Source organism: Enterococcus sp. XAF26B05_ASV22 (assembly GCF_056727285.1).
This window is the reverse complement of record NZ_CM161538.1, coordinates 1,384,134-1,407,565: the sequence shown is the minus strand read 5'-3', so window position 1 is coordinate 1,407,565 and position 23,432 is coordinate 1,384,134. Positions and strand designations below refer to the sequence as shown.

The 23,432-nt window shown below is 33.9% G+C and carries 16 protein-coding genes and 2 pseudogenes; 2 read left to right on the top strand and 16 right to left on the bottom strand.

All coding sequences use genetic code 11. The features are described 5' to 3' along the window. Positions 1–52 precede the first annotated feature (52 nt). Positions 53–2,803, top strand: a pseudogene (locus AC1PU0_RS06965) (SNF2-related protein); the annotation flags it as partial. A 587-nt stretch (positions 2,804–3,390) separates the two neighbouring features. Next, positions 3,391–3,873 carry a hypothetical protein gene (locus tag AC1PU0_RS06960; RefSeq protein WP_479998791.1) on the top strand — a complete coding sequence of 161 codons (483 nt, stop codon included), beginning with the start codon at positions 3,391–3,393 and terminating at the stop codon, positions 3,871–3,873. 370 nt (positions 3,874–4,243) lie between these two features. Here AC1PU0_RS06960 and AC1PU0_RS06955 read toward each other — a convergent pair whose 3' ends face one another. The 16 genes and pseudogenes from AC1PU0_RS06955 to AC1PU0_RS06880 all read right to left on the bottom strand — a co-directional run bounded on the left by AC1PU0_RS06955 (position 4,244) and on the right by AC1PU0_RS06880 (position 23,428). Continuing rightward, positions 4,244–4,402, bottom strand: coding sequence for a hypothetical protein (locus AC1PU0_RS06955; protein WP_242596634.1), 159 nt, complete (start codon positions 4,400–4,402; stop codon positions 4,244–4,246). Between the two features lie 179 nt (positions 4,403–4,581). Continuing rightward, a complete protein-coding gene (locus AC1PU0_RS06950) occupies positions 4,582–4,752 on the bottom strand; it encodes a transposase domain-containing protein (RefSeq protein ID WP_340689592.1) in 171 nt (56 codons plus the stop codon). Between the two features lie 66 nt (positions 4,753–4,818). Further along, a pseudogene (locus tag AC1PU0_RS06945) lies at positions 4,819–5,216 on the bottom strand (IS66 family transposase); the annotation flags it as partial. A gap of 32 nt (positions 5,217–5,248) precedes the next feature. Next, a complete protein-coding gene (locus tag AC1PU0_RS06940) occupies positions 5,249–5,476 on the bottom strand; it encodes an IS66 family transposase (protein WP_277989350.1) in 228 nt (75 codons plus the stop codon). After that, positions 5,473–6,072, bottom strand: coding sequence for an IS66 family transposase (locus tag AC1PU0_RS06935; RefSeq protein ID WP_206850375.1), 600 nt, complete (start codon positions 6,070–6,072; stop codon positions 5,473–5,475). The genes AC1PU0_RS06940 and AC1PU0_RS06935 overlap by 4 nt, the downstream gene beginning before the upstream one ends. 93 nt (positions 6,073–6,165) lie before the next feature. Continuing rightward, on the bottom strand, positions 6,166–6,522 hold the full coding sequence (gene tnpB / locus AC1PU0_RS06930; RefSeq protein WP_206850374.1) for an IS66 family insertion sequence element accessory protein TnpB: 357 nt from the start codon (positions 6,520–6,522) through the stop codon (positions 6,166–6,168). Positions 6,523–6,974: 452 nt separating this feature from the next. Next, positions 6,975–7,730, bottom strand: a complete 756-nt coding sequence (locus AC1PU0_RS06925; protein WP_479998790.1) for a thioesterase II family protein — start codon at positions 7,728–7,730, stop codon at positions 6,975–6,977. Beyond that, the gene (locus tag AC1PU0_RS06920; RefSeq protein ID WP_206850371.1) at positions 7,723–8,568 is read right to left on the bottom strand and encodes a carbon-nitrogen hydrolase family protein; all 846 of its coding nucleotides are present in this window, start codon (positions 8,566–8,568) and stop codon (positions 7,723–7,725) included. The genes AC1PU0_RS06925 and AC1PU0_RS06920 overlap by 8 nt, the downstream gene beginning before the upstream one ends. Before the next feature lie 20 nt (positions 8,569–8,588). Beyond that, positions 8,589–9,806 (bottom strand): phosphopantetheine-binding protein, encoded by a 1,218-nt coding sequence (locus AC1PU0_RS06915; protein ID WP_479998789.1) that lies wholly within the window; start codon positions 9,804–9,806, stop codon positions 8,589–8,591. A 10-nt stretch (positions 9,807–9,816) separates the two neighbouring features. Then, positions 9,817–13,572, bottom strand: coding sequence for an amino acid adenylation domain-containing protein (locus AC1PU0_RS06910; RefSeq protein ID WP_479998788.1), 3,756 nt, complete (start codon positions 13,570–13,572; stop codon positions 9,817–9,819). A gap of 24 nt (positions 13,573–13,596) precedes the next feature. Further along, positions 13,597–16,575, bottom strand: coding sequence for a non-ribosomal peptide synthetase (locus tag AC1PU0_RS06905; RefSeq protein WP_206850368.1), 2,979 nt, complete (start codon positions 16,573–16,575; stop codon positions 13,597–13,599). 12 nt (positions 16,576–16,587) lie between these two features. After that, positions 16,588–17,832, bottom strand: a complete 1,245-nt coding sequence (locus AC1PU0_RS06900) for an ATP-grasp domain-containing protein (RefSeq protein WP_206850367.1) — start codon at positions 17,830–17,832, stop codon at positions 16,588–16,590. A gap of 2 nt (positions 17,833–17,834) precedes the next feature. Beyond that, positions 17,835–20,570: a non-ribosomal peptide synthetase gene (locus tag AC1PU0_RS06895; RefSeq protein ID WP_206850366.1), complete on the bottom strand. Its 2,736-nt coding sequence runs from the start codon at positions 20,568–20,570 to the stop codon at positions 17,835–17,837. 13 nt (positions 20,571–20,583) lie between these two features. Next, on the bottom strand, positions 20,584–21,411 hold the full coding sequence (locus AC1PU0_RS06890; RefSeq protein WP_206850365.1) for an SDR family NAD(P)-dependent oxidoreductase: 828 nt from the start codon (positions 21,409–21,411) through the stop codon (positions 20,584–20,586). Beyond that, a complete protein-coding gene (locus tag AC1PU0_RS06885) occupies positions 21,404–22,132 on the bottom strand; it encodes a thioesterase (RefSeq protein ID WP_206850364.1) in 729 nt (242 codons plus the stop codon). The genes AC1PU0_RS06890 and AC1PU0_RS06885 overlap by 8 nt, the downstream gene beginning before the upstream one ends. A 6-nt stretch (positions 22,133–22,138) precedes the next feature. Further along, complete coding sequence (locus AC1PU0_RS06880; protein ID WP_206850363.1) at positions 22,139–23,428, bottom strand: MFS transporter; 1,290 nt, start codon at positions 23,426–23,428, stop codon at positions 22,139–22,141. Positions 23,429–23,432 lie beyond the last annotated feature (4 nt).

Here is a 23,432-nt window from a genome sequence, read left to right as displayed (position 1 = left end):
CCACCAACCTTTAACTGCTGTCGAGACATCTAATGAAGCATTAGCCTTATCTATGGGCGAGCGTGCTTGTGTTGATATGGCATATATGACAGAGTTAACAGGTTTCACTGAAGAAAAAATCATTTCCGACTTAAAGGGTGTGATCTTTCGAGACTTTGGAGAGCTACAAGCTGAATTTACTACTAGTGATACCTTTACTCTTGACGAGTTTCATTTTGTAACCGCAGATGACTACTTATCTGGTAACGTTCGAGAAAAACTTGAATTGGTAAAAAATCTTGTGACGCTCTACCCACAATACAAAGAGGACTTGAAACAAAATATCGAGTCTCTAGAATTGGCTCAACCTAAAGAATTAACTGCTTCAGAAATTGAAGTACGATTAGGCTCTACTTGGATCGATAAAGACTATATCAAAGATTTTATGATTGAATTATTCGAACCTTCCACTATCGCCACTCGCCACTTAGAGGTCAATTTCTTATCTTACACCGCTCAATGGCATATCAAAAATAAAAATATGGATACTGATAATGTACTGACAACCGTTACCTATGGAACGACAAGAGCGAATGCTTACAAAATACTTGAAGATACGTTAAATCTACGAGATATGCGCATTTATGATACCGTTATGGATGGCGACAAGAAAATACGCGTCCTTAACAAAAAAGAAACGACCTTAGCACAACAAAAACAAGAAGCACTCAAACTAAAGTTCAAAGATTGGATATTTGAGAAACCAGAAAGAAGGCAATACCTCGTACAGAAATACAATGTACTTTTTAATAGTACAAGAGCACGCGAATACGATGGAAGCCACCTTACCTTTCCAAATATGAACCCAGAAATCACTTTACGTGCCCATCAAACAAATGCTGTTGCACGAGATTTATATGGTAACAATAGTCTGTTAGCTCACGTCGTTGGTGCAGGTAAAACGTTTGCAATGGTCGCAGCTGCAATGGAAAGTAAGCGACTAGGCTTATCTAACAAAAGTCTTTTTGTCGTTCCTAATCACTTGATCGAGCAATGGGCAACTGACTTCCTAACACTCTATCCTTCTGCAAATGTGCTTGTCACAACAAAAAAAGATTTTGAAAAAGCTAATCGAAAAAAATTCTGTAGTAGGATTGCGACAGGTGATTATGATGCTGTTATTATTGGTCACAGCCAATTCGAAAAGATTCCTGTCTCAATTGAACGCCAAGAAAGAATGATACACAATCAAATCGATCAGATTACTGACGGTATTCAAGAATTAAAAAATAATCAAGGCGAACGCTTTACCATTAAACAACTAGAAAAAACAAGGAAATCATTGGAAGCACGCCTAGACAAACTACACAGTAACGCTAAAGATAATGTGGTAACATTTGAGGAATTGGGGATAGATAAATTATTTGTTGACGAAGCACACAACTATAAAAATTTATTTCTCTATACAAAAATGCGCAATGTAGCAGGTATTCCCCAAACAGATGCGCAAAAGTCTTCCGATTTGTATTTAAAATGCCAATATATGGATGAAATGACAAAAGGAAAAGGGATTGTTTTTGCCACTGGGACGCCTGTTTCGAATTCAATGAGCGAACTTTATACAATGATGCGCTACTTACAAAGCTCAATGCTACAAGAAAAAGGGTTACAGCATTTCGATGCTTGGGCTTCTACTTTTGGCGAGACAATTACAGCCATTGAGCTGGCTCCCGAAGGAACTGGTTACCGAGCTAGAACTCGTTTTTCTAAATTTTTTAATCTGCCAGAACTCATGAGCATGTTCAAAGAAGTAGCAGATATCCAAACAGCTGATATGCTAGACTTGCCAACCCCAATAGCTCACTACGAAACGATTGTCACTAAGCCAAGTGACATCCAAAAAGAAATGGTTGCAAGCCTGTCCGTTCGTGCATCTGACATCCAAAGAGGCGGTGTAGACCCTAGAGACGATAACATGTTGAAAATCACCAGTGATGGCAAAAAAATTGGGCTAGATCAACGACTCATTAATCCTCTTTTACCAGACGACCCAAACAGTAAAGTCAATACAGCCATTAACACAATTGCTCAAGTATGGACAGATACTAAAAAGGAACGACTAACCCAACTTGTCTTTTCTGATATGTCCACACCACATTATAATGACGAATTCAATATATATGACGATGTCAAAAACAAACTCATTGCTCGTGGCATACCAGCACATGAAATCGCCTTTATTCATGATGCGAAAACAGACATCAAGAAAAAGGAATTGTTCGCTAAAGTCCGTAAAGGAAAAATCAGAATCCTATTAGGCTCTACTGCCAAAATGGGGGCTGGTACAAATGTACAAGACCGTCTCCTAGTTTTACATGACCTTGATTGTCCATGGCGACCAAGCGATCTGGAGCAACGTGCAGGTCGGATCGTCCGCCAAGGGAATAAGAATAAAGAAGTCTTTATCTATCGATATGTAACAGAAGCAACTTTCGATGCTTATCTCTACCAAACCATTGAAAATAAACAAAAATTCATCAGTCAAATCATGACCTCTAAATCGCCTGTGAGAAGCTTTGAAGACATAGATGAAGCAACACTCAACTACGCTGAAATAAAAGCGCTATGCGCAGGAAATCCACTAATTAAAGAGAAAATGGACTTAGATGTTGAAGTCGCAAAACTCAGATTACTGAAGTCAGACCATCAAAATCAAAAACACCGATTAGAGGACAAATTAATGAAAGATTACCCACGTCAAATTGAGCAGACAAAAAAGATGATTGAAAATTACAAACTCGATATCAGTTACCTACAAACACAAAAAGATGTCCCCTTTTCTTTAGAGATACATGGGGTACAGTTTCCTGAAAAAATTAATGCCGGTGAAGCGTTGAAAAAAGCGGCGTCAAAAGTGACATCAGATCAGCCAGTCAGAGTGGGGACCTACCGAGGGTTTGATATTCACGTTGTCTTTGACTCATTTCGCTACCAGCATCATCTAAAATTCACAAAAAATAATACCTATACCATTGAATTAGGGACTGACCCTACTCGGAATATATCAAGAATTGAAAACACTTTTGCAAACGTCGAACGGTATCTAACAGAGAGCGAGACAAAATTAGAGAGCATCAACCAACAAGTCACACATGCAAAAAAAGAAGTCGCTCGTCCTTTCGCTCAAGAAGACCTATTTGAAGAAAAAAACACACGTCTGATTGAAATTGAATCCCTTCTAAATTTGGAAATAACAGAAGCAGACGAACAAGCATCACTTGAAGATGTAACGATGAGTGCAAAAACAAAACCAATGTCGATCATTAATCAATTAAATACCGACAAACGCCCCGCTACTCTAACAAAACAAACACCAACTACCGACTTAAGTATTTTATAAAGGAGAGGTTCATGAAAAAAGATCAATTAGTATTTAAGAAAGGTGACCTTGTTCATATTAACGATGAGTCCTATTTATTTCTCGTGGACTACGCTGAAATAGAAAATGGTAAAGCACTCTATGAGATGCAATCCCTTGATAATAGCCTTCTAATACAGAAACAAGATATTGTTGATAACAATTTTGTTCTGTACCAGCCAATAGCTAACTCTTCAAACAGTTATGAAAATTTTTCAATTCAAAAAAATTCAAACTATAATTATTACCTTTTAGACTCAGAAAATAAAGTTTTTGCGGAATCAGACTCAAAAGAACATATCGAGTTAATTCTCACTTATTTAAAATCAAACACAATCATCGCTACTTCTACGAGTACAGCAGCTTCCGTTCTTCGATTGATTCCCGGAATTTCCTCTAAACGTTCTACGCATTCTTCATATAGGAACGAGATAGTCGTTGATGGTTTCTTCGACTTCTCCAAGTTGTTTTTCTAAGCATTCAATTTGAGTCAGATGAAGAGCTAATATTTTACAATAATGAGGGGGCATGAATCCTTCTAGAGATTCCATCAATTGAAGAACTTTTCTGCGTAAGGTTGTATAAACACAGTCGAGAATGAGTGACACTGTGATTGTCTTGTTTTCAATTAAAGCATGGAGTAAGGCTCTACCGTATTTTCCATAGATATCTTTAATGACTGAAGTCAATTTGATACCAGCATTCTGTAACACCATGTGCCCATGATTTTTTTCTCGATTCAAGTCTTCAACCAAATGCTTGTGGTAGCGGGTTAAATCCCTCAACTCTTAAATGGGTTCTGGTGAAACAAAACTTGTAGGAGCAACGCCTAATCGAGTCAACCAATCAGATAAGTATGGAAAGACCACGAGTGGTCGTCTCAAAACTGCCAAAGAATTTTTCTGGGTGTTTTTTTCCTTCAACATAACGAATAATACAAGCAACAATTACTTTTTGATGGATGTCTAATCCAGCACAACAAGAAGAACGAAGTAGATCTTCCATTTTCAAAACTCCACCTTGAAAAAAAGTACAGAAGAGGCTATTCTACTTATAGAAACGATTTATTTTTATATGCAGGTTCTAAGACCTAATGATTGGTACAAATGTAAGCGTCAAATAGAATGACGGTATGACAAATAGACCTAATCAAGGTATTCTTATGGTAAGAATCATGATTAGGCCTATTTAATTAGGGCAGACTGAACCTGGGGATGCCATGGCAGTAACGCCTCAACTAATTCCGGTTGTTGATGGATAGGTAATTTGGGGAGACGCTCAAAGAGGTACTTCAAGTACTCATAGGCATCTAACCCATTGGCTTTCGCCGTTTCAACCAGACTGTAAACAATCACTGTCGCCTCAGCGCCTCTTTCGCTCGTCGAAAAATAGGCGTTCTTCCTGCCAACTAAGAGGGGGTGAATCGCCCTTTCGGCTCGATTATTACTCACTTCTAGACGACCATCCTCAAATACCTGCATCAAGCCTTCTTTCCTTTTAAGGCATAGGTGACAGCTGGTTTAAAGGCCCTCTTAATTAAGGGAGACAATGACGTCAAGCGATCCCATAACTCCTCATAGACTGGCCGAAGAAAGGTGTGTCTTTTTTCTAATCGTTTCTCAGGCTCATAACGTTGAAGCTCTCTTTCCATTTTAAAAGCTTCGTTACACAAGGATAAGCAGGACTTAGCGTAGGCGGAATGGGTCGCAATCTCGTGAAATTTCCGACGAACGTGAGCTAAACAAAAGGCTGGCGTGATGTCTGTTAAGGTTTCATAGACCGCATAGCCGTCACAATGAAGGTAACCTGAATAATCTATTAAGAATGTCTCAGGAACGCTTTTAGCTCGCGTCAGGCTTGACTGGTAGCTGGTTTACCATCCGAGCGCTGAAGGATTTGACCAAAGGTCTCATCTGCATGAGCGATCTCTTCTTTGAGGAACCACTTTTTCAATGCCTCGCAAATAGGAGCTAACCAATCGAGTGCCCCAGCCATATACCAATTCGTTAGTGTTTGGCAAGACGCTTTTAAGCCATATTTTTCCCACTCTTTTTCTTGACGATAGAAAGGCAGACTCATTTCATTTTTCTGATGACATAACCAGGCCAAGATACTTGGGCTAGCCAAACTATTGGCAATGACAGGGCGAGGGCAAGTCCCTCGTTTAATGTGGGCTCGCTCACCATGATGTTTACAATGAAGGCCATTTCTTGATAGACATGTTTGACCATGTGGGCAGGGACAAATTCCACTTCCGTTCGAACGTCTCGCTTACCAATAGCTGTTAAACCGTGTTGGCAACAGTCGCAAGTTCGCTCGCCCTCAGAGAGGTCGCAGATATGATACTCTGTCGGCAGGTCTTTGGTCAGTTCGGCTTTACGTCCTCTTGGTTTCTTTCGTTTATACGTAATAGTTTCTTCTACGGTTTGTTCTAAGGGAGTGGGCTCTCCCTCATTAAAAGACTCCGAGTCTTCTTCAAACAATGAAAGTTGATCACTTGGTGTTTGTTCAGAGGAGGAACCAAATGCCCGTTGTGTCAATATGCGAATCGCTTCATTTAATCGTTTAACATCCTCAATCAGCTCTTGATTTTGGTTAAGAGCCGTTTCTAATTGGGTGACTATTTGCTTGTTTACCTTGATTAAGTGTTTTTCTAGTTCGGTTATTGGTCTCACCTCTCTTCACGGATTATCTTGTTTTTATTATACCATTTTCATACACGACAAAACAGCCCAAACGTGATAAAATGACCGTTTTGAGCTGTTTTTTTATAGTAAAGTTCGAGCCTTTGTTGGCAAAATCCCTGGCTGTTGATCAACTGAAAATCCGTCAAATAGCCAACTGAGCTGCTTAGGAGAAAGCTCAGTGACCTCATCTCTAGAACGAGGCCATTTCAGTTTCCCACCATCATATCGCTTGTAGAGAAGCCAAAAGCCTTCCCCATCAAAATGCAAGGCCTTAAACCGATCCGTTCGACGGCCACAAAATAGAAACACGGCATTGTCATACAAATCGAGCTGGTAGTGAGAGTGAACAAGACTGGCCAAGCTATCAATTCCTTTACGTAAATCGGTAAAACCACAAACGAGATAGGTGTGATCTACTTTTGAAAAATCGACTACCATTTAAGTTAGCCCCCTTAGCACTGCTTGAATTAACTTTGGGTCTGCCCCTTGAAAGAATTGAACATCACGATTTTTTTCGAGTCGAACACGACAAACTAAAGAATTCTTTTGAGGATGAGTCTGAGCTGTTTGTGGGCTTGGTTGGCTAGGTTTGGTGCCTTGTGTTAAGTGTACTGGTACAATATCCATTTAAAACCGCCTTTCATATAGTTGATAGTTACAGTATATGATAGACGGCTGGTTCACAATAGCCGTATTTCTATTTGACGCTTACGAATGATCTAGTTTGTCCCTCAAGGTTACTTGGAGAAGAACCTCAATAAGTGATCGACATACAAGCCACTTCTGTCATCTCTAGTATGACAGGAAATAGCCTGTAGGTCGATCACTTTCGTTTTCATTCTGTTTGGTGAGAGCGCCTCATAGGCGTTGTCCCACACTCATTAAAAATTCTAATCTTGTTTTATTAGAAATTGGTTTGATAAAAAATTAGCAAGTTTTTCCCACTGGTTCTCCATATAAAAATGGTTTCCTTTAAATTTTTTTAAAGTGAATGATTTCTTAGTTAGGTAATTCCATTTCAAAATATCTTCTTCTGATATACCGAAATCCTCTGTTGCTAGAATAGCAGTAATAGGAATATCTAATCTAATAAATTTATTCATTGTGAATTTCTTCACTGCTAATAGATCATTCTGAACAGAAGGAATAATAATATCCATCATAGTATCATTTTCTAATATAGATGAATCAACTCCCCCAAGATTTCTCAAATAATCAATGACTTCCTCTTTGTTATCAATTTTGTAATCTAATTCGATCCTTTTTGGTGGGGTATGGCAGGAGACAATAATTCTACATACTGAAGGTAATAGATTTCGATTTCTAACTATCATATTATATGAAATTAGTGCTCCCATACTATGGCCAAAAATAATTATCTGCCTATTTTGATACGAATTTAAAATTTGTGAAATTATATCAGCATAATCATCAATTGAAGTAATCATACTATCAAATAATCTTTCTTGCCTTCCAGGATACTGAATTATGAAACATTCAGTATCACTGTCCAGATATTGAACTAATTCTCTATAATAGTTCGCATTTCCCCCTGCATGAGGTAGAATTACCAATATTTTCTTAGAAAAATTTTCTTTGCTGAAAGATTTTAACCATTTTTTTTCTTCAGCTGTAATCTCAATCAATCTTTATAACCTCTAAGGTGCTATCAGAATTCGTAAACATAGGCGAATCTAAAAGCATGGATTCTTTTTTTCTTGCTTCTTCTAAAACATCCGGAGACAATTTGATAGACAATAGCCCCGCTTTATCAGTTTCGCCTTTTAATATTTTGGTTCCTAACGGACTCCAAACTCCACTTTGACCACAAGTATCCCAAATACCTGTCTTGCCAACATGATTAGCTACAATTGAGTATATAGTATTGTCCAAGGATCTAGCAGGAAGCCATATATCAAGTTCCTGATTTCCCATACCTTTGCTGAACAATGAACTATTTAGGTAAATATGAGAACCATTTTGTGCTAAGAATCGTGAATGTTCAGCAAAACCAGCATCATAGCAAATTGCCATTCCTATTCTCCATTCATTAACTTCAATTATAGTTTGCTTATTATTTGTCGTAAAAAGTTTCTTTTCGCTTTTGAACAATTGGGACTTATCATAATAAGAAACCTCTACTCCGTTTCGATCTATTATTACTGAAGAAATGTATAGTTTGTTATCTCTTTTCATGGGTGTCCCAATTACTGCACATATTTTGTTCAATTTACATATTGCACGTAGATTAGCCAATCTTTGATCATTTGGTATAATAGTGTATTTATTTGTATCTTTTTCAATAATATCGGGAACATAACCAGTTAGATATTTTTCAGGGAATACTATTAAATCGACTTTATTTTTGCCTGCTTCATTAATTAATGATATAGCTTGTTTAACATTACCCTCTATATCTCCATCCTTTGAAGTTGTTTGTGCTATTGCAATATTAATATTTTTTTTGGGAAAACTAAGCATCATATCAAAACCCCTTCCATTTATTAAACACTCTTGAATATAGTGTCCAAGTATTTTCCAACTTCAATTGAATTACTTCTTAAGAAATAATGTCCACCTGATTCAATTTCGAATAAATTAATATTTTCAATCCACATTGCCCAATTTTTCCATAAATCTTTATATCCTTCGGTTATTGTGTCATCTTTAGCAATTATTATTGAAGTAGGTGATTGTAATTTTACTTCATTATTATCCCATAAATTTCTTAAAAAAGTATTTGATTGTATTGAATCATGCTTAAAAATTTCAACAAGATTTCCTTCATAGTTTGATCCCAAGTTTGACAACGAGTCTTCTCCGCTCCACTCAGAGTATAAATCTGCTATATCTGAGAATACTAAACTTGTTGCATTTGAAATTCTCAATTGACAATCATCTTTACTAATCATATTTTTTGCAGCTAAAAATAGTTGTTTAGGATAGATATCCAGTTTTTCTAGTTCTCTGACTACTTCAAAAGCTAATGCACTACCAACACAATGTCCCCAAATATATATGTCCTTGTTTTTCATTGTGTTGCAAATTTCGTCTACAATAAGTTTAGTGGTTTGTTCAAAATTTACTAACTGGCTATTAACGGAATTTGGGGCATGAGCAGGAAGTTCGGCAGCAAATATTGCAACATCTTCACTATTTTTCTCTATCTCTTTAGCAATAGGAATAAAATTGACAGAGTTTCCACCTGCATAGGGAATAAAAATAATATTTTTACTTGATTCAATATTTTTACTTAATGTAGTCAACACTTCAGTCGATTCACATCTATTTTGATTACTAGCTATTTCTTCTGCGAGCTCTAAGAGTGTTGATTTCTGCATGATCTGTTTTAAAGTTACTTCATCTTCCAATAAAAGAGCCATTTTCATAGCTGACAAAGAGTTGCCTCCAATTAAAAAGAAATCATCCTCAAGATTCAGATCGTCTTCAGCTATTTTTAATAAAGAAGACCATATTTTTTTTACTTTTTGTATTGAAATTCGAATAGTTTCATCGTCAACATAGTTGTTCTTGATTTTAATATCTTTTGCAATTTTTCTCATAGGATAGATAGAATACTCATTCAATCTGACCTTGTCTATTGATAATTCTTGTTGTTGATAAGTGTTCTCCACCATGTTTTTTAAAATACTAATGAAAATCTCGCCAAAAAAAGAAATATCAAGCTCACTGAATTTAGAAGTATGGTAATGCAGACTCAACTCGATTGCATCAGTATAAAAATGTCTTGAATATTCTACTCTCAAAGGAAATTCTGTAATCGCAGCTTGCCCGCACGTCTATGGTATCAAAACCTGGAAGATCACGAATTTCTTTTAATGAATAAAAATGTGTGAAATTAAAGACAGTTTCAAAAAGAATGTCACGATTTGATAAATCTTGTTTAATTTTTGCCATAGGATATCTTCTATAGGGTAAAACAGTTGCTTCTGTTTCATATACACTAAGTATAAATTCCTTCCAACTTGCATTTTCATCAATTTTAACCCGAAAAGGCATTGTATTTAAGAAAACACCCAGTGCTGTTTCTGAACCGACCATTTCAGGCCTACCACCGATTTCATACCCTAAAAATGTATCATTAGCTTTGGTCAACAAGGATAAGAATTTGACATGTGAAGCAAGAAGGATATCTTTTACAGGTACTGATAATTGGTTAGCCAAACTGATTATTTGGTCTGACAGTTTATCTGGTAAAACAATATCTCTGAAAATAACTTCATTTCCTTTTGTAGTATCTTCTTCAAGTCTTCTTGGAATGTCACCACTGGGTACCTCGTCTAAGAAATTCTTCCAAAAGTCTTGAAACTCTTTTGATTGGATAGCACTTTGTTCAAGGCTAATGAAATTTCTATTATGATTATTACTCTCCAAAGTTTTCTTCTCAGCAGTTTTTGAGAGTAGCGAAAAATAGGTAGTAAATAAGAAAGAGTGAACCTGGTTCATACTCCAACCATCCAACGCTGAATTATGTTGGCTGATACTGTACTTGTATTCAGAATCGGATAATATATGAATATGAAATTGAACTAGTCCTGGTTTTGCCCATTCAAAAGTTCTATGTTGTTCAGTAGTGAACCATTCTTCGTAAACTACATTTTTTTCTTGCTTACTTGATAAATCTCTTAAATCATAAATATTAAGAGGTAATTTTTCAATTTTTTCATGAACAAGTTGCATGTATTGAGAGTAATTTTTCAAGTCATAACTTGTTCGAAAAATTGGTTGACTAATAACTAATTGTTTAACGGCTTCGGTGAAAGTAGGGATATCAATATTTCCCTGAATTGTGTATGTTACAATATCGTGATAATTGTTTTCTCCCTCCATAATATTACTTTGATATACTAGCCCAGATTGTAGCATTGACATTGGGTAAGCATCTTCAATATACTCAGGCACTTTCATTCTATCTTCTTTTGAAATCAGTTCAAAAGAAGATATATTCTCTTTTAAATTTACTATATTCTCTTTTTTTAAATTTACATTTTTTGTTAATGATTCAACTGTTGGGTTCTTAAATAGATCTTGGAAAGTAAAATACAAATTCTTTTCTTGAGCAAGCGCAACAGCAGATACAAAGTTTATAGAATTACCACCCAATGCAAAAAAGTTTTCATTGATACCAATATTTGAAATTCCAAGGACTTCTTCCCAAATCTTGCATAATGTGACTTCTTCGTTAGTATTAGGATAAATTTTTTCTTCTGAAACTCTTTCATTTTTTATCTTTAGAAGAGTCTGTCTATCAATTTTCCCATTCGAAGTTAGCGGAAATGATTCTAGAAGAATAATTTTTTCGGGAATCATATATTTTGGCAAAGATTTCTCTAACTCTTTTTTTAAAAAGGTAAAATTTGCAGAACTACTATTACTAATCACAAATGCAAATAAATGTATCGTATTATCTGATTCTGCGTTTGATAATACAAGCGCATCATTAACACCTTGGATTTTTGTTAGTGCTGATTCAATTTCTCCAAGTTCAATTCTGAATCCCCTCACTTTAACTTGGCGATCATTTCGCCCAAAGTACTCTATGAGCCCATCAGCACGAACTCTAGCTAAATCTCCCGTTAGATAGATTTTTTTACTTTCCAATTCTGGAATATCTACAAAGCTTTTTTCAGTTTTCTCTTGGTCATTGATATAACCAAGACCAACCCCTACACCACCAATAGCTAATTCTCCAACCATTCCAACTGGATTTAATCTTCTTTTATTATCCAAAATAAAAATGTTTGTGTTATCTATCGGTTTACCGATAGGAACTGGATTATCTACCACGGAGGTTTTATGCCAGGTCACATCAACAGTAGCTTCTGTTGGACCATATAAGTTGACTAACTCTACTCCAGGTAATTCTTCATAAAATTTAGTCACATGATTAGGTGTTAAGGCCTCACCACTGCAAAAGACTCTCCGTAAAGAATGTATATTTTTTTTTGATTTTGAACTTTTTATATAATCTATGAATACACTAAGCATTGATGGAACAAAGTGCATTGTTGTTACACCAAACTTTTCAATTGACCGAATTATCTCAGAAGGATTACCTTGTTCATTTTTTTGTAGAACTGCAACTTTTGTTCCTGTTAAAGCCCACCAAAAGATTTCCCAAACCGAAACGTCAAATGTTGATGGTGTTTTATGAAGAATCACATCAGTGTTTTCTAATTTAAATTCATTTTGCATCCATTGGATTCGATTTATAACACTCTGGTGTTTGATTTGAACACCTTTCGGTGTTCCCGTAGACCCTGAGGTAAAAATGATGTATGCTAAATTATCTTGTGTTATGTTTGGTTTAGTGTAGTGAAAACTAGTTTTACGGATGTCTTCAAGCGAGTAAGTTGTGATTGCATCTTTATAACCATCAATAAATAAATCACTTGTTGTAATTACTGAATTACAATTTGCTTGGTGTAAAATAGTTTTATTTCTATCTACTGGAGCATTAATATCTAAAGGAAGATACGCACGTCCTGAAAGGATAATACCAAAAACGGCTACCAAAAAATTAGTGGATCGCTCGCAAAATACTCCTACAATTTCTGATTTTCTTGTTTCTTTTTCATTGAGAAAACTTGCAACTTTTTTAGCTTTAAACTCTAAATCCTTGTAGGTTAGGTTATCGTCATCACTAAAAACACAATCATTATACTCAAATTTTTTGAATGTGCTTTCTAATAGATCCACGAGAGTTTTATCATTTGAATAAGTTTTTTTAGTATTATTAAGTTCTTTGTATATATTTGTATCATGGTTAGTAAAAACATCAATTGCTTCAATACTTTTTTCGCAATTGGTAACATAGGTCTCTAATAAGAGGATTATTCTCTCGCTAATCATGTTTAAGGTTTCTATTGAATATGATTTACCATTACCTGCTATATTTAATATCCATTGGTTAAATTCAGTCTTAGTAAAAATAAAATACAAATAGTTATCATTCAATATTGTTTCATTGGTTGTCTTTTCCGAAATTATTCTGATCTGTAACGGTAGCTTTTCAAGTATGAGCTCAGTTGGATAATCAGCATATTTTTTACCCTCAGAAATAGAATTTTTTATACTGATTAGGGACGTAAGGTAATTATTAGAACTTCCAATTGAAGATCGTAATGGAAAGTTAAAGCAATCAACACTTCCACACTCAGAATATTGAATGGTAAAATCATCGTCAATATAATTGTTGCTAATATAGAGAAAATGAAGAACAGCTGTTGAAAAGATTTCGGATAAGTTAATGCTGTGGTTTTTCGAGAAATCATATAATTTTTTCAAAAGACCAAGATCTATACTTTGTTTTTTCTCTACTATTTTTTCATATGAAATATTTTTTGAATCTGGAAAAAACTTTGAAGGAATTGCACCTTCTAATTTTTGTTCCCAGTAATTTCTTTCAGTAGGCATTTTTAATGAAATCAATTTTTTTTGGCCTATTGTCAACTCTTGATTTTGCATTTATCCATATCTCCATTTTTTATTTTATCGTAATTCTTTTAGTATGTTGCTAAAAATTTCTACTAATGTTTGCATTGTTTCAAATTCAAATAAATCTGAAAGGTATTCCCATTCAACATTTAAAGAATCGCCTAAATCATAAATCTGCATATTTAAAGAAAACATGCCCTCAGTAGGTACAATTGGTTTACTTAAGATTTTTTGGCCCAAGAAAGATTTCTTTATTGATTCGTAGTCATGATAAGCTATTAGCGTTTCATCAATATTATTGTCATTTTTTGAACGTTTCAGATTATATATCTGTTCACTCTCTATACTCTGGTTGCCTTGTGCTTTTCTCAATTTATATATGAAGTCTTCTATCACAAGTGAATTTTTAGAAGGTTTATTGGACATAATCCAGAGCGTATTTGTAAGCATAGAAACCGTTGGTACATTTGATAATTGTGAGAATTCTCTCGTTGGCGTCGCAAAGGAAATACTTTCACTACCGGTTATTTCGTGAAGGAAATCTTTGTAGCAAATTACTAAACCTTCAAATACAGTAAAGTTATTTAGTTTGCACCATTCCTTTAATGATAAGTAAAGGTTTTGAGAGATAGTGAAATCAATTTTTTTATTATTCTTAATAGAACTTTCATTGGATGAAGAATCATAAGGTAAAGAACTCATACCTGAATAATTACTAAAAATCATTTTCCAAAATTCTTCAGAATTACTTTGATTTTCCTCAAAATATTTTCTTGAGCTGATTACAATATCACGGTAAGAGTACTTTAAAGGTGGTAAAGTATTGCTTAAGTAAACAGCTTCTATATCTTCTAAAATCACTTTTAAGGAAAAACCGTCCACAACAATATGATGGAAATCCATAAAGAGCCACCTATTGCTACCTTTAGTTAAGATAACTACTTTGTATAGCGGACCGTTTTCTAAGTCGAAAGGAGTTATAAGCTCTTCAAGATTTGGAATGGTGTTTGCAAACATTATGTTAGGACTGCAATACTGATCTATTTGTTGCTGTAATTTTCCACCTTCAATATTAAATTTTGTTTTTAACCCATCATGTCGATTGATAGTATTTTCAATAGCTTCCATTAACTTATTAATATCAATATTATTAGGTAATTCAAATAAAAGAGGAACATTATATCTCGTACTATTTGGATTTATAGAATAATCAACATATAACGGAGTTTGTTGATTCAAAAGCTCGAAATATCCGTTTTCATAGCTATCAGATTTAGTTACATATCTTTCACTTGTTTTTTTAGTAAGTACTAATTGAATAAAACTATCTATTGTAGGACTCAAGATCATATCGGTTGGTTCAATATTTATCTGAAAAGTTTTGTTTATTTCATCAGCTACATAAATACTAGTCAAAGAATCTAAACCGATATCAAAAAATGATATTGAAGTATCATCTATTTTCGTGTCCATATTTTTTTGAATTATTTGTTGGACAGTTCTCTCTGGTGAAAGAGTCTCGGCATCAATTTCTGATTTTACATTCTCATTTGTCAAGTCTAAGATTTTTTTATAATCAATTTTTCCGTTTCTATTCATGGGAATGGACGGGACTATTTTTATCACAGAAAGTACAATATGAGATGGAGCAAGTATCTTAAATTCATTCCTAATTTCATCTTCGGTTAATTGAAATCCTTCATTCAATTTTATGCATGCTACCAAGTTTTTTCTCCCCGTGGAATCGATAGAAATTGTTACTGCTACAGATTGTACCCCATTTATTTTGGATAATACATTTTCAACTGCACTCAGTTCTACTCTAAAGCCACGTATTTTAAATTGACGATCTTTTCGTCCTACAAAATGGATAACTCCATTGGTATCCATTTTGGCTAAATCTCCAGACCTATATAATTTTCCATCTGCAAATGGATTACTAATAAACTTACTGTCTTCAGAAATGGTTTCTTTAATGTATCCTGGCGATACTCCTGCTCCACCAATATATAATTCTCCAATTACACCGCTCTTTAATTCTTTTAAATTTTCGTCAAATATATACACAGAAACATTTTTTAAGGGTTTGCCAATTGGAATTGGTTTTTCTAACGGATCAAACTCAATCTTATATAGAGTTGTAAATGTAGTACATTCTGTCGGTCCATAACCATTGTAAATTGAAAGCGAAGGGTTCCTTTTAAGGGTTTTATTTGTATCTTCTGGACGGACTATATCTCCACCGATAATTAGGTGCATAATACAATCAAATAGAGAGATTTTTTTTTCAACTGCAATAGAAAATAAAGGGGATGTCAACCACATCGTATTTACCTTGTTCCGAATTATGAGTTCACTCAAATAATCAAAATTAGTAACACTAGACAAATCTGTTAAAACAACTGTTCCTCCATTTAGTAAAGCTCCCCATATTTCAAAGGTGGTAGCATCAAATGAAAAAGCACCGGTTTGAAGAAAAATATTGTTCTCTGTCAGCTTCAAATAAACGTCATTTTTGACTAGGTTGATGATATTGCTATGTGAAATCTGAACGCCTTTTGGTTCTCCAGTAGTGCCTGAAGTAAACATTATATACGCAATATTTGTGTCTCTTATTCCTATATTCGGCTGGTTTTTCTCAATAGCCATCACTTCGTTAAAACGAGGATAAATTAGACAAGGATAATCCATACTAGATATTGAAAGCACCTTTGAAATATTAGCTTCTATAACTAAATTATTTATATATTCTGAATTTTCTTTTTTTGAAATTGGAATGTAACAAGCACCGATTTTTATCAATGATATTATCGAAATGACGAACTCTAAACTATCTTCAATTAGGACACCAATCCGATCTCCGTGTTTCACTCCATGATTAAGTAAATAATTTGTTCGACTAGATGAGATTAAATCTAGTTCTTTATAAGTTAGCTTTTCTTTTTCATAAACGATCGCAACTTTATCAGGATATTTTTCTATAGAATTTTGAAACTCTTCATTGATAGCCATTACCTTTTCTTTTGATTTCATATTTTTTCCTCTCTAATTTGAATTGAATCGGATACAGATTTTGTCATTTATTAACTTAGTAATTTGATGTAAGTTTTCTAAATTACTACTTGCTCCAAAAACAATTCCAACCATATTCTCAGTACCAAGCCTATAGTCAATCTTACTACCTTCATTTTTTAATATTTGAACAAAATTAATATCAGAAAGGGTTTTTAAATTATCAATTCCGTCAATCTTTTTAAAATAACCGAAGCTATTTTCAGGAGCAAACAAATAAACTTGGAAGTATATTTGATGTATTTCTTTTTTAGTAAAAGTAACTTCTTTATTTATGGCTGCTTTAAGAGTAGCTTTTATTAGATCAAAACCATAAGCTCTTTTTATAAGCTCGGAAACATATCCACCCATTCTTCCATTCACTTCAATAATTTTTGGACCATTTTTGGTTATTTTAATTTCTGTATGGGTAGTACCAGAAGTAATTCCTAATGTTTTAATTGCTTCTGATTCGACTTTTAGTATTTCATTTTCTATCTTTTCCGAAAATGGTTGAGGAAGGAACATCCCACTTTCGGAAAAATGTTTAGTCAATGGTAGTTTTCCAGTGATTGATAATTGCTGGGATTTCCCATTAGCATGAACAGATTCAACAGAAACATAATCTCCAAAAACTGCATTATCGAACTTTGCATGTCCTACTAAAAACTCTTCCAGTATATATTCTATTGATGATGGGAATTCTTCAATAGATTGCTCTAATTCCTCCAGAGAGTTTATTTTACGGGTCCATTGACTTCCTGCGCCAGCCATCGGTTTTAATATAGCTGGTATTCCAACATAGTTTAGACAGTCGGATAATTTATCTGGTTTAAGAGCAACAGATCGTATAGCTGTAACAGGATTTTCATTTAGAGCTTTTCTTTGGTTTAGTTTATTTGCCAAGTTTGATACTGTATTAGGAGAGTTTCCTATTAGTCCAAGCTGATTTACTAAAACTGAAGTTTCATATAATTTATACTCACTAAAAGTAGTGATTCCTGAAACCTCTTCTTCTTCTAAAATTTTTATAATTAAGTCTTGTTCCAAATTAGTTATGTCGTAAGATTTTATATGATTTTTCAACGCTTCAATTTGCTTAAAATCTTTTTCACTAATATCATGACTGTAGAGGAAAACTAGGTTACAGAAATTTACGGAAGCTGCATGGATTGACAAAGGATTGGCTGACCCTGTACCATAAATAATTCCGATTTTAGGTGAATTTTCTTTATCCATAACTAATCTCGTTCACTTTCTAAAGATTCAATATAATTTTGCATACTTTTCGGTGATGAATAAACATACAAGTCTTTTAGTGAAAGTTTTGCATTAAGTGATTGTTTTAGTTCAGACAAAAGAGCGACTGCTAGCAAAGAGTTACCTCCACATTCAAAGAAATTATCTTCTTCTTCAATTTGTTGATTCAGTATTTTCTCCCAAATATTTACCAAATTGTTACCTTGATTTTTTTGAGCATTTATATTATCTGTAGACTTGGAAGAATGATTTTTTAATAGTTCTTTTTTATCAATTTTTCCATTTATGGTAAGAGGAATATTTTCCACTTGATAAGATTGGGAAATACTCATGTATGAAGGCAGCTTCCTCATCAGTTTATTATTGATTTGTTCATTCGAATAACTTGTATCGCTAACATAGTAAGCAATAATCTGATCGTATCCTTCTTCTCCATCTTTCGAATTACTAACTATGACAGCAGCATCAGTAATGCCAGATATGTTTTCAATCTGTTCTCTTATTTCATCAAGTTCAATTCTATAACCACGGATTTTCACTTGATTGTCTATCCTTCCCAGATGATCGATGCTACCGTCTGATCTCATTCTTCCTAAGTCACCGCTTTTGTACCAAGTTCTGTCTGTGAGTATATCGTAAACAAATTTTTCTTTAGTTAGTTCTGTTCTGTTCAAATATCCTTCAGATAAACCAAAGCCTGAAACCCAAATCTCTCCTTCAACTCCTAATGGGCATAAGTTCCCTTCAGTATTTCTAATTGAGATTCCCCAACCATTTAAGGGAAGCCCAACATTATTGCTCTTAACTTTAATTTCAGATTTTTTAATTTCTTTAAGTGTCACATGCACAGTAGTTTCAGTTATCCCGTACATATTTACTAACTGACATTTAGTGGCTGAATATCTTGAATACCATTTCTTTAGTTTAGTTTGATCAAGGGCTTCACCGCCGAAGATAATCAATCTTAAAGAGTTCAACTGAGACTCTCGATTTTCTGAATCAATATTTTGAAGAGCATAAAAAGAAGAAGGAGTCTGGTTCAAAACAGTAACTTTTTGTCGCTTAAGTAGTTCATAAAAATCATACAAAGAAGTTGCATTTTCTCTTGAAACAACGATTAATTTCCCACCACTAAGTAAGCATCCCCACATTTCCCAAACGGAAAAATCAAAAGAGGAGGAATGGAACATTGTCCAAACATCATGATTTCCAAAAGTAAATCTCTCTTTTGTAGCATTAAAAAGAGTTAAAATATTTTTACTACGTACTACAACACCTTTAGGCACTCCTGTAGTACCAGAGGTATAAATGATATAGCCTGATTTATCGGTTATCACCTGAAGTTTACTGTCCTGTTCTTTTTCATGATAATTTGATAGAAGTTTTTCATCATGCAATTCTTTAAAATTGTTGTCTAAACTTTGAGAAGGAGTGCTTGTTATCAAGTATTGAGCTTTAGAATCCTTAAGAATAAAGGAAATCCTCTCAGAAGGGTATTTTGGATCAATAGGAATATAAACTCCCCCAGCTCTAATTATTCCTATTAACATAATTATCAATTCATTCGTCTGATTCATGGTGACTACCACTTTATCTCCGACATTGACACCAGAGTTACTAAGGTTTAAAGCAACTCGGTTGCTCAGTAGATCCAGTTCTTGATAAGTGAGATCTCCATTATCATCTGAAAGGGCAATGTTATTTTTGTTTGAACTCATAACCTCTTGTAGTAGTTTAGCTAAATTTTCTTTATTGACCTGTTTCGGTTCTTTAATAAAAGGTAGTGTTAATGAGTTTATTTTGTCTGTAATTGACATATCGGTAACTTTTGTACATTTCTCTATATAAGAAAGTAAAATATCTCCGAATTGTATGAGTACTGATTCTTCTATGGCGTCATCACTTGACTGAAGAGAAATAGAACTAATTATACCATCAGTCTTATTTAAAATTATTGATAAAGGAACAACGGGGCTTAAAAAAGGGACATAATTGAGTTTGTTTTTCTCATTTTTATCAATTACCCATAACTGAATTCCACATTCCTTTTCATCTGCATTATTGATAAGGTCTTGTTCAATAAGTTCGCCATGTTCGTTAAAAAAAACATATTGTTCAATATAGTTATTTTCTGTCATATTAATCATATGAATCAGATTTTTTTCACTTGTATATTTTTTTAAGGTCTTAGCTAATAAGGATAGAAATGTTTTGTTGGTTAAATTAAAGTTGATTAATGGTTTACCTTGTAATTCTTTAATCAAGTATTTGTATGTTACTTTCTTGTTCTTTAAGGCAAGAGAAGGAATTCCCCAAGATAATTGCCCTTTTACAATTTCATTTATTTTAAATGAATCATCACGAACTAACATTTCGATCTCTTCAACTAAAAATTTGTAAACTTTACTCAATAAACGAAGATCAGCTTTAGCTCTATTTGATGATAGAATCAGAAAGTTATCGTTTTTTCCTTCAAGTAGAATTATTCTAACTTTATCTGAATAACCAATTGTTCTTTCTTTTTCCTTTTTTAGTAAAGAAGAAAAGTTATTATCATTACTTTCAACAATATGTTGAAAATAATAATCATTTAATGGTAAATCATTAGCTCTGTTCTGAATTGAATGTATAGAGACATCTGATAGATTTGATGCAGTTATAGTATTTGTATCTTTCGCTGTTTGTAGTTCAATTTTATTTGTGAATGAATTTCGCATTTTTTTCTCCTAATTATTTTATTGAATATCCCGCATCAACCGTTATACTGCTACCCGTTACCCTCAAGGACTCATCACTGCCCAACCAAACTGCTGCGTCTGCAACATCATTTGGAGAAACAACTGTTCCCATAGCTACTGATTGCAAATCAATTTCTTCTTGTTCACCTAGTTGTATACCTAAAGAGTCTGCAACTACTTTAGTCATACTGCCGTCAACATCCTCATCATCAAAAACCGGTCCCGGACATATTGCATTAACACGTACATTGTTAAGGGCATAATCAAGTGCTGCTGATTTTGTCAAGCCAATTACTCCATGTTTTGAAGCAACATATCCTACAAAGTGTTTGTAACCTAACAGCCCTGCTGTAGATGCGATATTGATAATGCTTCCGCAATTTTGATTTATCATGATAGGTGCTACCATTTTAATCATTCGCCACGGTCCCGAAAGGTTCACGTTTATCAATACTTTCCACTCTTTTTCAGTATGTTCATGAGTAGCTTTGCCGGCAGGAGCACCGATGCCGGCATTGTTTATAAGTACATCAATTCTCCCGAACCTATCCATAACTTCTTGAATCATTGCAGAAATCTCTTCGATTTTGGTTACATCAGCAAAAATTTTCAAAACTGATGCACCAAAGTTTCTACAGTCAGTTTCAGTTTTTTCCAACTGTAATGAGGATGATAGATCATAAGGGACATCCTCAATATTTTTTTCGACATCCGATATCACTATATCAGCGCCCTCTTTTGCAGCCGCTAGAGCACATGCTCTGCCTATACCTCTTCCTGCTCCTGTAATTAAAACTACTTTGTTTTTTAGTCTATTCAATTTCTTCCACAACTTTCGTATTTAATTTATTTTGAATCACATTGAGTACTGACTCTTGATTTTCCATAATATACATATGCTCTCCATCAACCTCAAATAGATCAAAGTCTTTAGTTGAATGATTCCCCCATTGTTTTACATCTTTTTGACTAACGAACATATCGCTTGTCGCATAAATTCCTGTAATAGGTATATCGATTGAAGATTCATTTGGGAAATATTCAATATCCATCTTGAAGTCTGCTTTAAAGGTTGGCAGTAAAAGCTCTTTAAGTTCTGGAATTGCGAAAGCTTCATTTTTTTGTCCTGTCAATTTTTCAACCTTAGAAATAAATTCGTCATCCTTTTCTAAGTCAATTTGATAATCACGTACGCTACTAGGAGAAAAAGCAGCTGAGACGAAAAGATGGTGAATTCGAATATCACCAAAATTTTTTAATCGGTTTATCACTTCAAAAGCTAATACTGAACCAAGAAAGCAGTGTCCAAAAAAAGCAATATCCTTTCCTTGAAATTCCGTTCTTATATAATCTGCAAAATAGTCAGCAGCAATACTTAAATCAGTGAATGGAGTCTCCCCAATTTCTCTTTCTCTACCAGGTAATTGAATTGGGAAAACACTTATGAAGTCTGGTAGTTTTTTTTCCCAGGAACTATATAAGCTGGCCCCACCTCCACCATAAGGGAAGCACAATAAATTTATTTGATTAATTTTTTTCACAATATGTTACCTACTTTCATCTTCTAAGTTTTTGACTTGAATTGCTTTTTTTAAGTAATTTTTTCCAAATAGAAAATTTCGTCCAAATAGAAAAGAAACTAAAGAATAAACAAATAAAACGACTCCTGAAGTAATTAACCCTTGCTCAACAGAAACATCAAAAGCCTTTGAAAGGAAGGGAACTAAACTAATAGTCAATAGCGAAACAATAAAGTTTTTGACTGAGTTGATGCGACCCATAAAGTCTGTAGTAGTTCTTTTTTGTAAATTTGTGTTAAAAATTGTAATAGAGAAGGAATTTGCTGAACCATATAAAATCATCAGAATAAAAGTTAGAAAAACATTCAATTTCGAAGTTAATAGTATAAGAATTAGAGATTGAGCAAATAGACCGATAACAGCAGAATTATTTGTACCAACTCTTTTAGAAAGGTAAGTTACAAAAGTTACTACAATCATTGCTCCTATAGCAAATCCACTATCAAATAATGATATAAACAGACTATTGTTATTGTAAAAAATTGCAACTAATGGAATTAGCATTAAATTAAAAATATTTACAGCCATATAGTCACCTGAACTGATTAATAAGTGGGCAAGCAGGCTTTTTTCTCTGCTAATTTCTTTAATAACATATTTCCAGTCCTCGAAAAAACTGAATTTTGATGTTGATACTTTTGTATTTTCTTCAATTTCTTTTTTATATTTAATTAAGTTGAAACAAAATGAAGAAAGGAGGAACATACTCCCAGAGATAATCAATGCGGTAGATGGGCTTAGAAAGTATATTATCGAGGCGACACTTGCACTACCAATTAATTGTCCAGCTTGAAAGAGTGTCGTTATTATACTGTTCGCTTGTAAGAGTTCATCTTCACCCTGTACAAGTTTTGGAATTAATGTGAACTGGGCATTCGAAAAGAAAGGGGCAACAAAATTGAAGAGAACAAGAATAAGATATAGGAAAAATAAACTGGCATTAGATGATCTGAAAAATAGAATGCCAACACCAACTATCAAAAGACCTTTTATTAAATCACAAAGAATAAGAATATTTCTTTGATTCTTTTTATCTACTATTGTTCCAGAGATAAACTGCACTAGAAACATCACTACATACTGTAGTATAAGAACTACACCAATTGATGTAGCACTATTGGTTCTATCATAGAGGAGTCTACTAACAGCAATTAGTTGCATACCACTGCCTATGTTTGATAAGAATATGGCTAAAGCCATAAATTTTATTTTCTTAGAGTTCTTAAAAAATTCAAATATACTTTCTTGATTTTTCATTTTT

Coding starts and splice junctions, on each gene's coding strand:
- AC1PU0_RS06905 (WP_206850368.1), bottom strand. CDS start 16,575: ATGAAATCAAAAGAAAAGGTAATGGCTATCAATGAAGAGTTTCAAAAT.
- AC1PU0_RS06955 (WP_242596634.1), bottom strand. CDS start 4,402: ATGGAAGATCTACTTCGTTCTTCTTGTTGTGCTGGATTAGACATCCAT.
- AC1PU0_RS06880 (WP_206850363.1), bottom strand. CDS start 23,428: ATGAAAAATCAAGAAAGTATATTTGAATTTTTTAAGAACTCTAAGAAA.
- AC1PU0_RS06900 (WP_206850367.1), bottom strand. CDS start 17,832: ATGGATAAAGAAAATTCACCTAAAATCGGAATTATTTATGGTACAGGG.
- AC1PU0_RS06960 (WP_479998791.1), top strand. CDS start 3,391: ATGAAAAAAGATCAATTAGTATTTAAGAAAGGTGACCTTGTTCATATT.
- AC1PU0_RS06910 (WP_479998788.1), bottom strand. CDS start 13,572: ATGCAAAATCAAGAGTTGACAATAGGCCAAAAAAAATTGATTTCATTA.
- AC1PU0_RS06895 (WP_206850366.1), bottom strand. CDS start 20,570: ATGCGAAATTCATTCACAAATAAAATTGAACTACAAACAGCGAAAGAT.
- tnpB (WP_206850374.1), bottom strand. CDS start 6,522: ATGGTAGTCGATTTTTCAAAAGTAGATCACACCTATCTCGTTTGTGGT.
- AC1PU0_RS06920 (WP_206850371.1), bottom strand. CDS start 8,568: ATGATGCTTAGTTTTCCCAAAAAAAATATTAATATTGCAATAGCACAA.
- AC1PU0_RS06940 (WP_277989350.1), bottom strand. CDS start 5,476: ATGAGTCTGCCTTTCTATCGTCAAGAAAAAGAGTGGGAAAAATATGGC.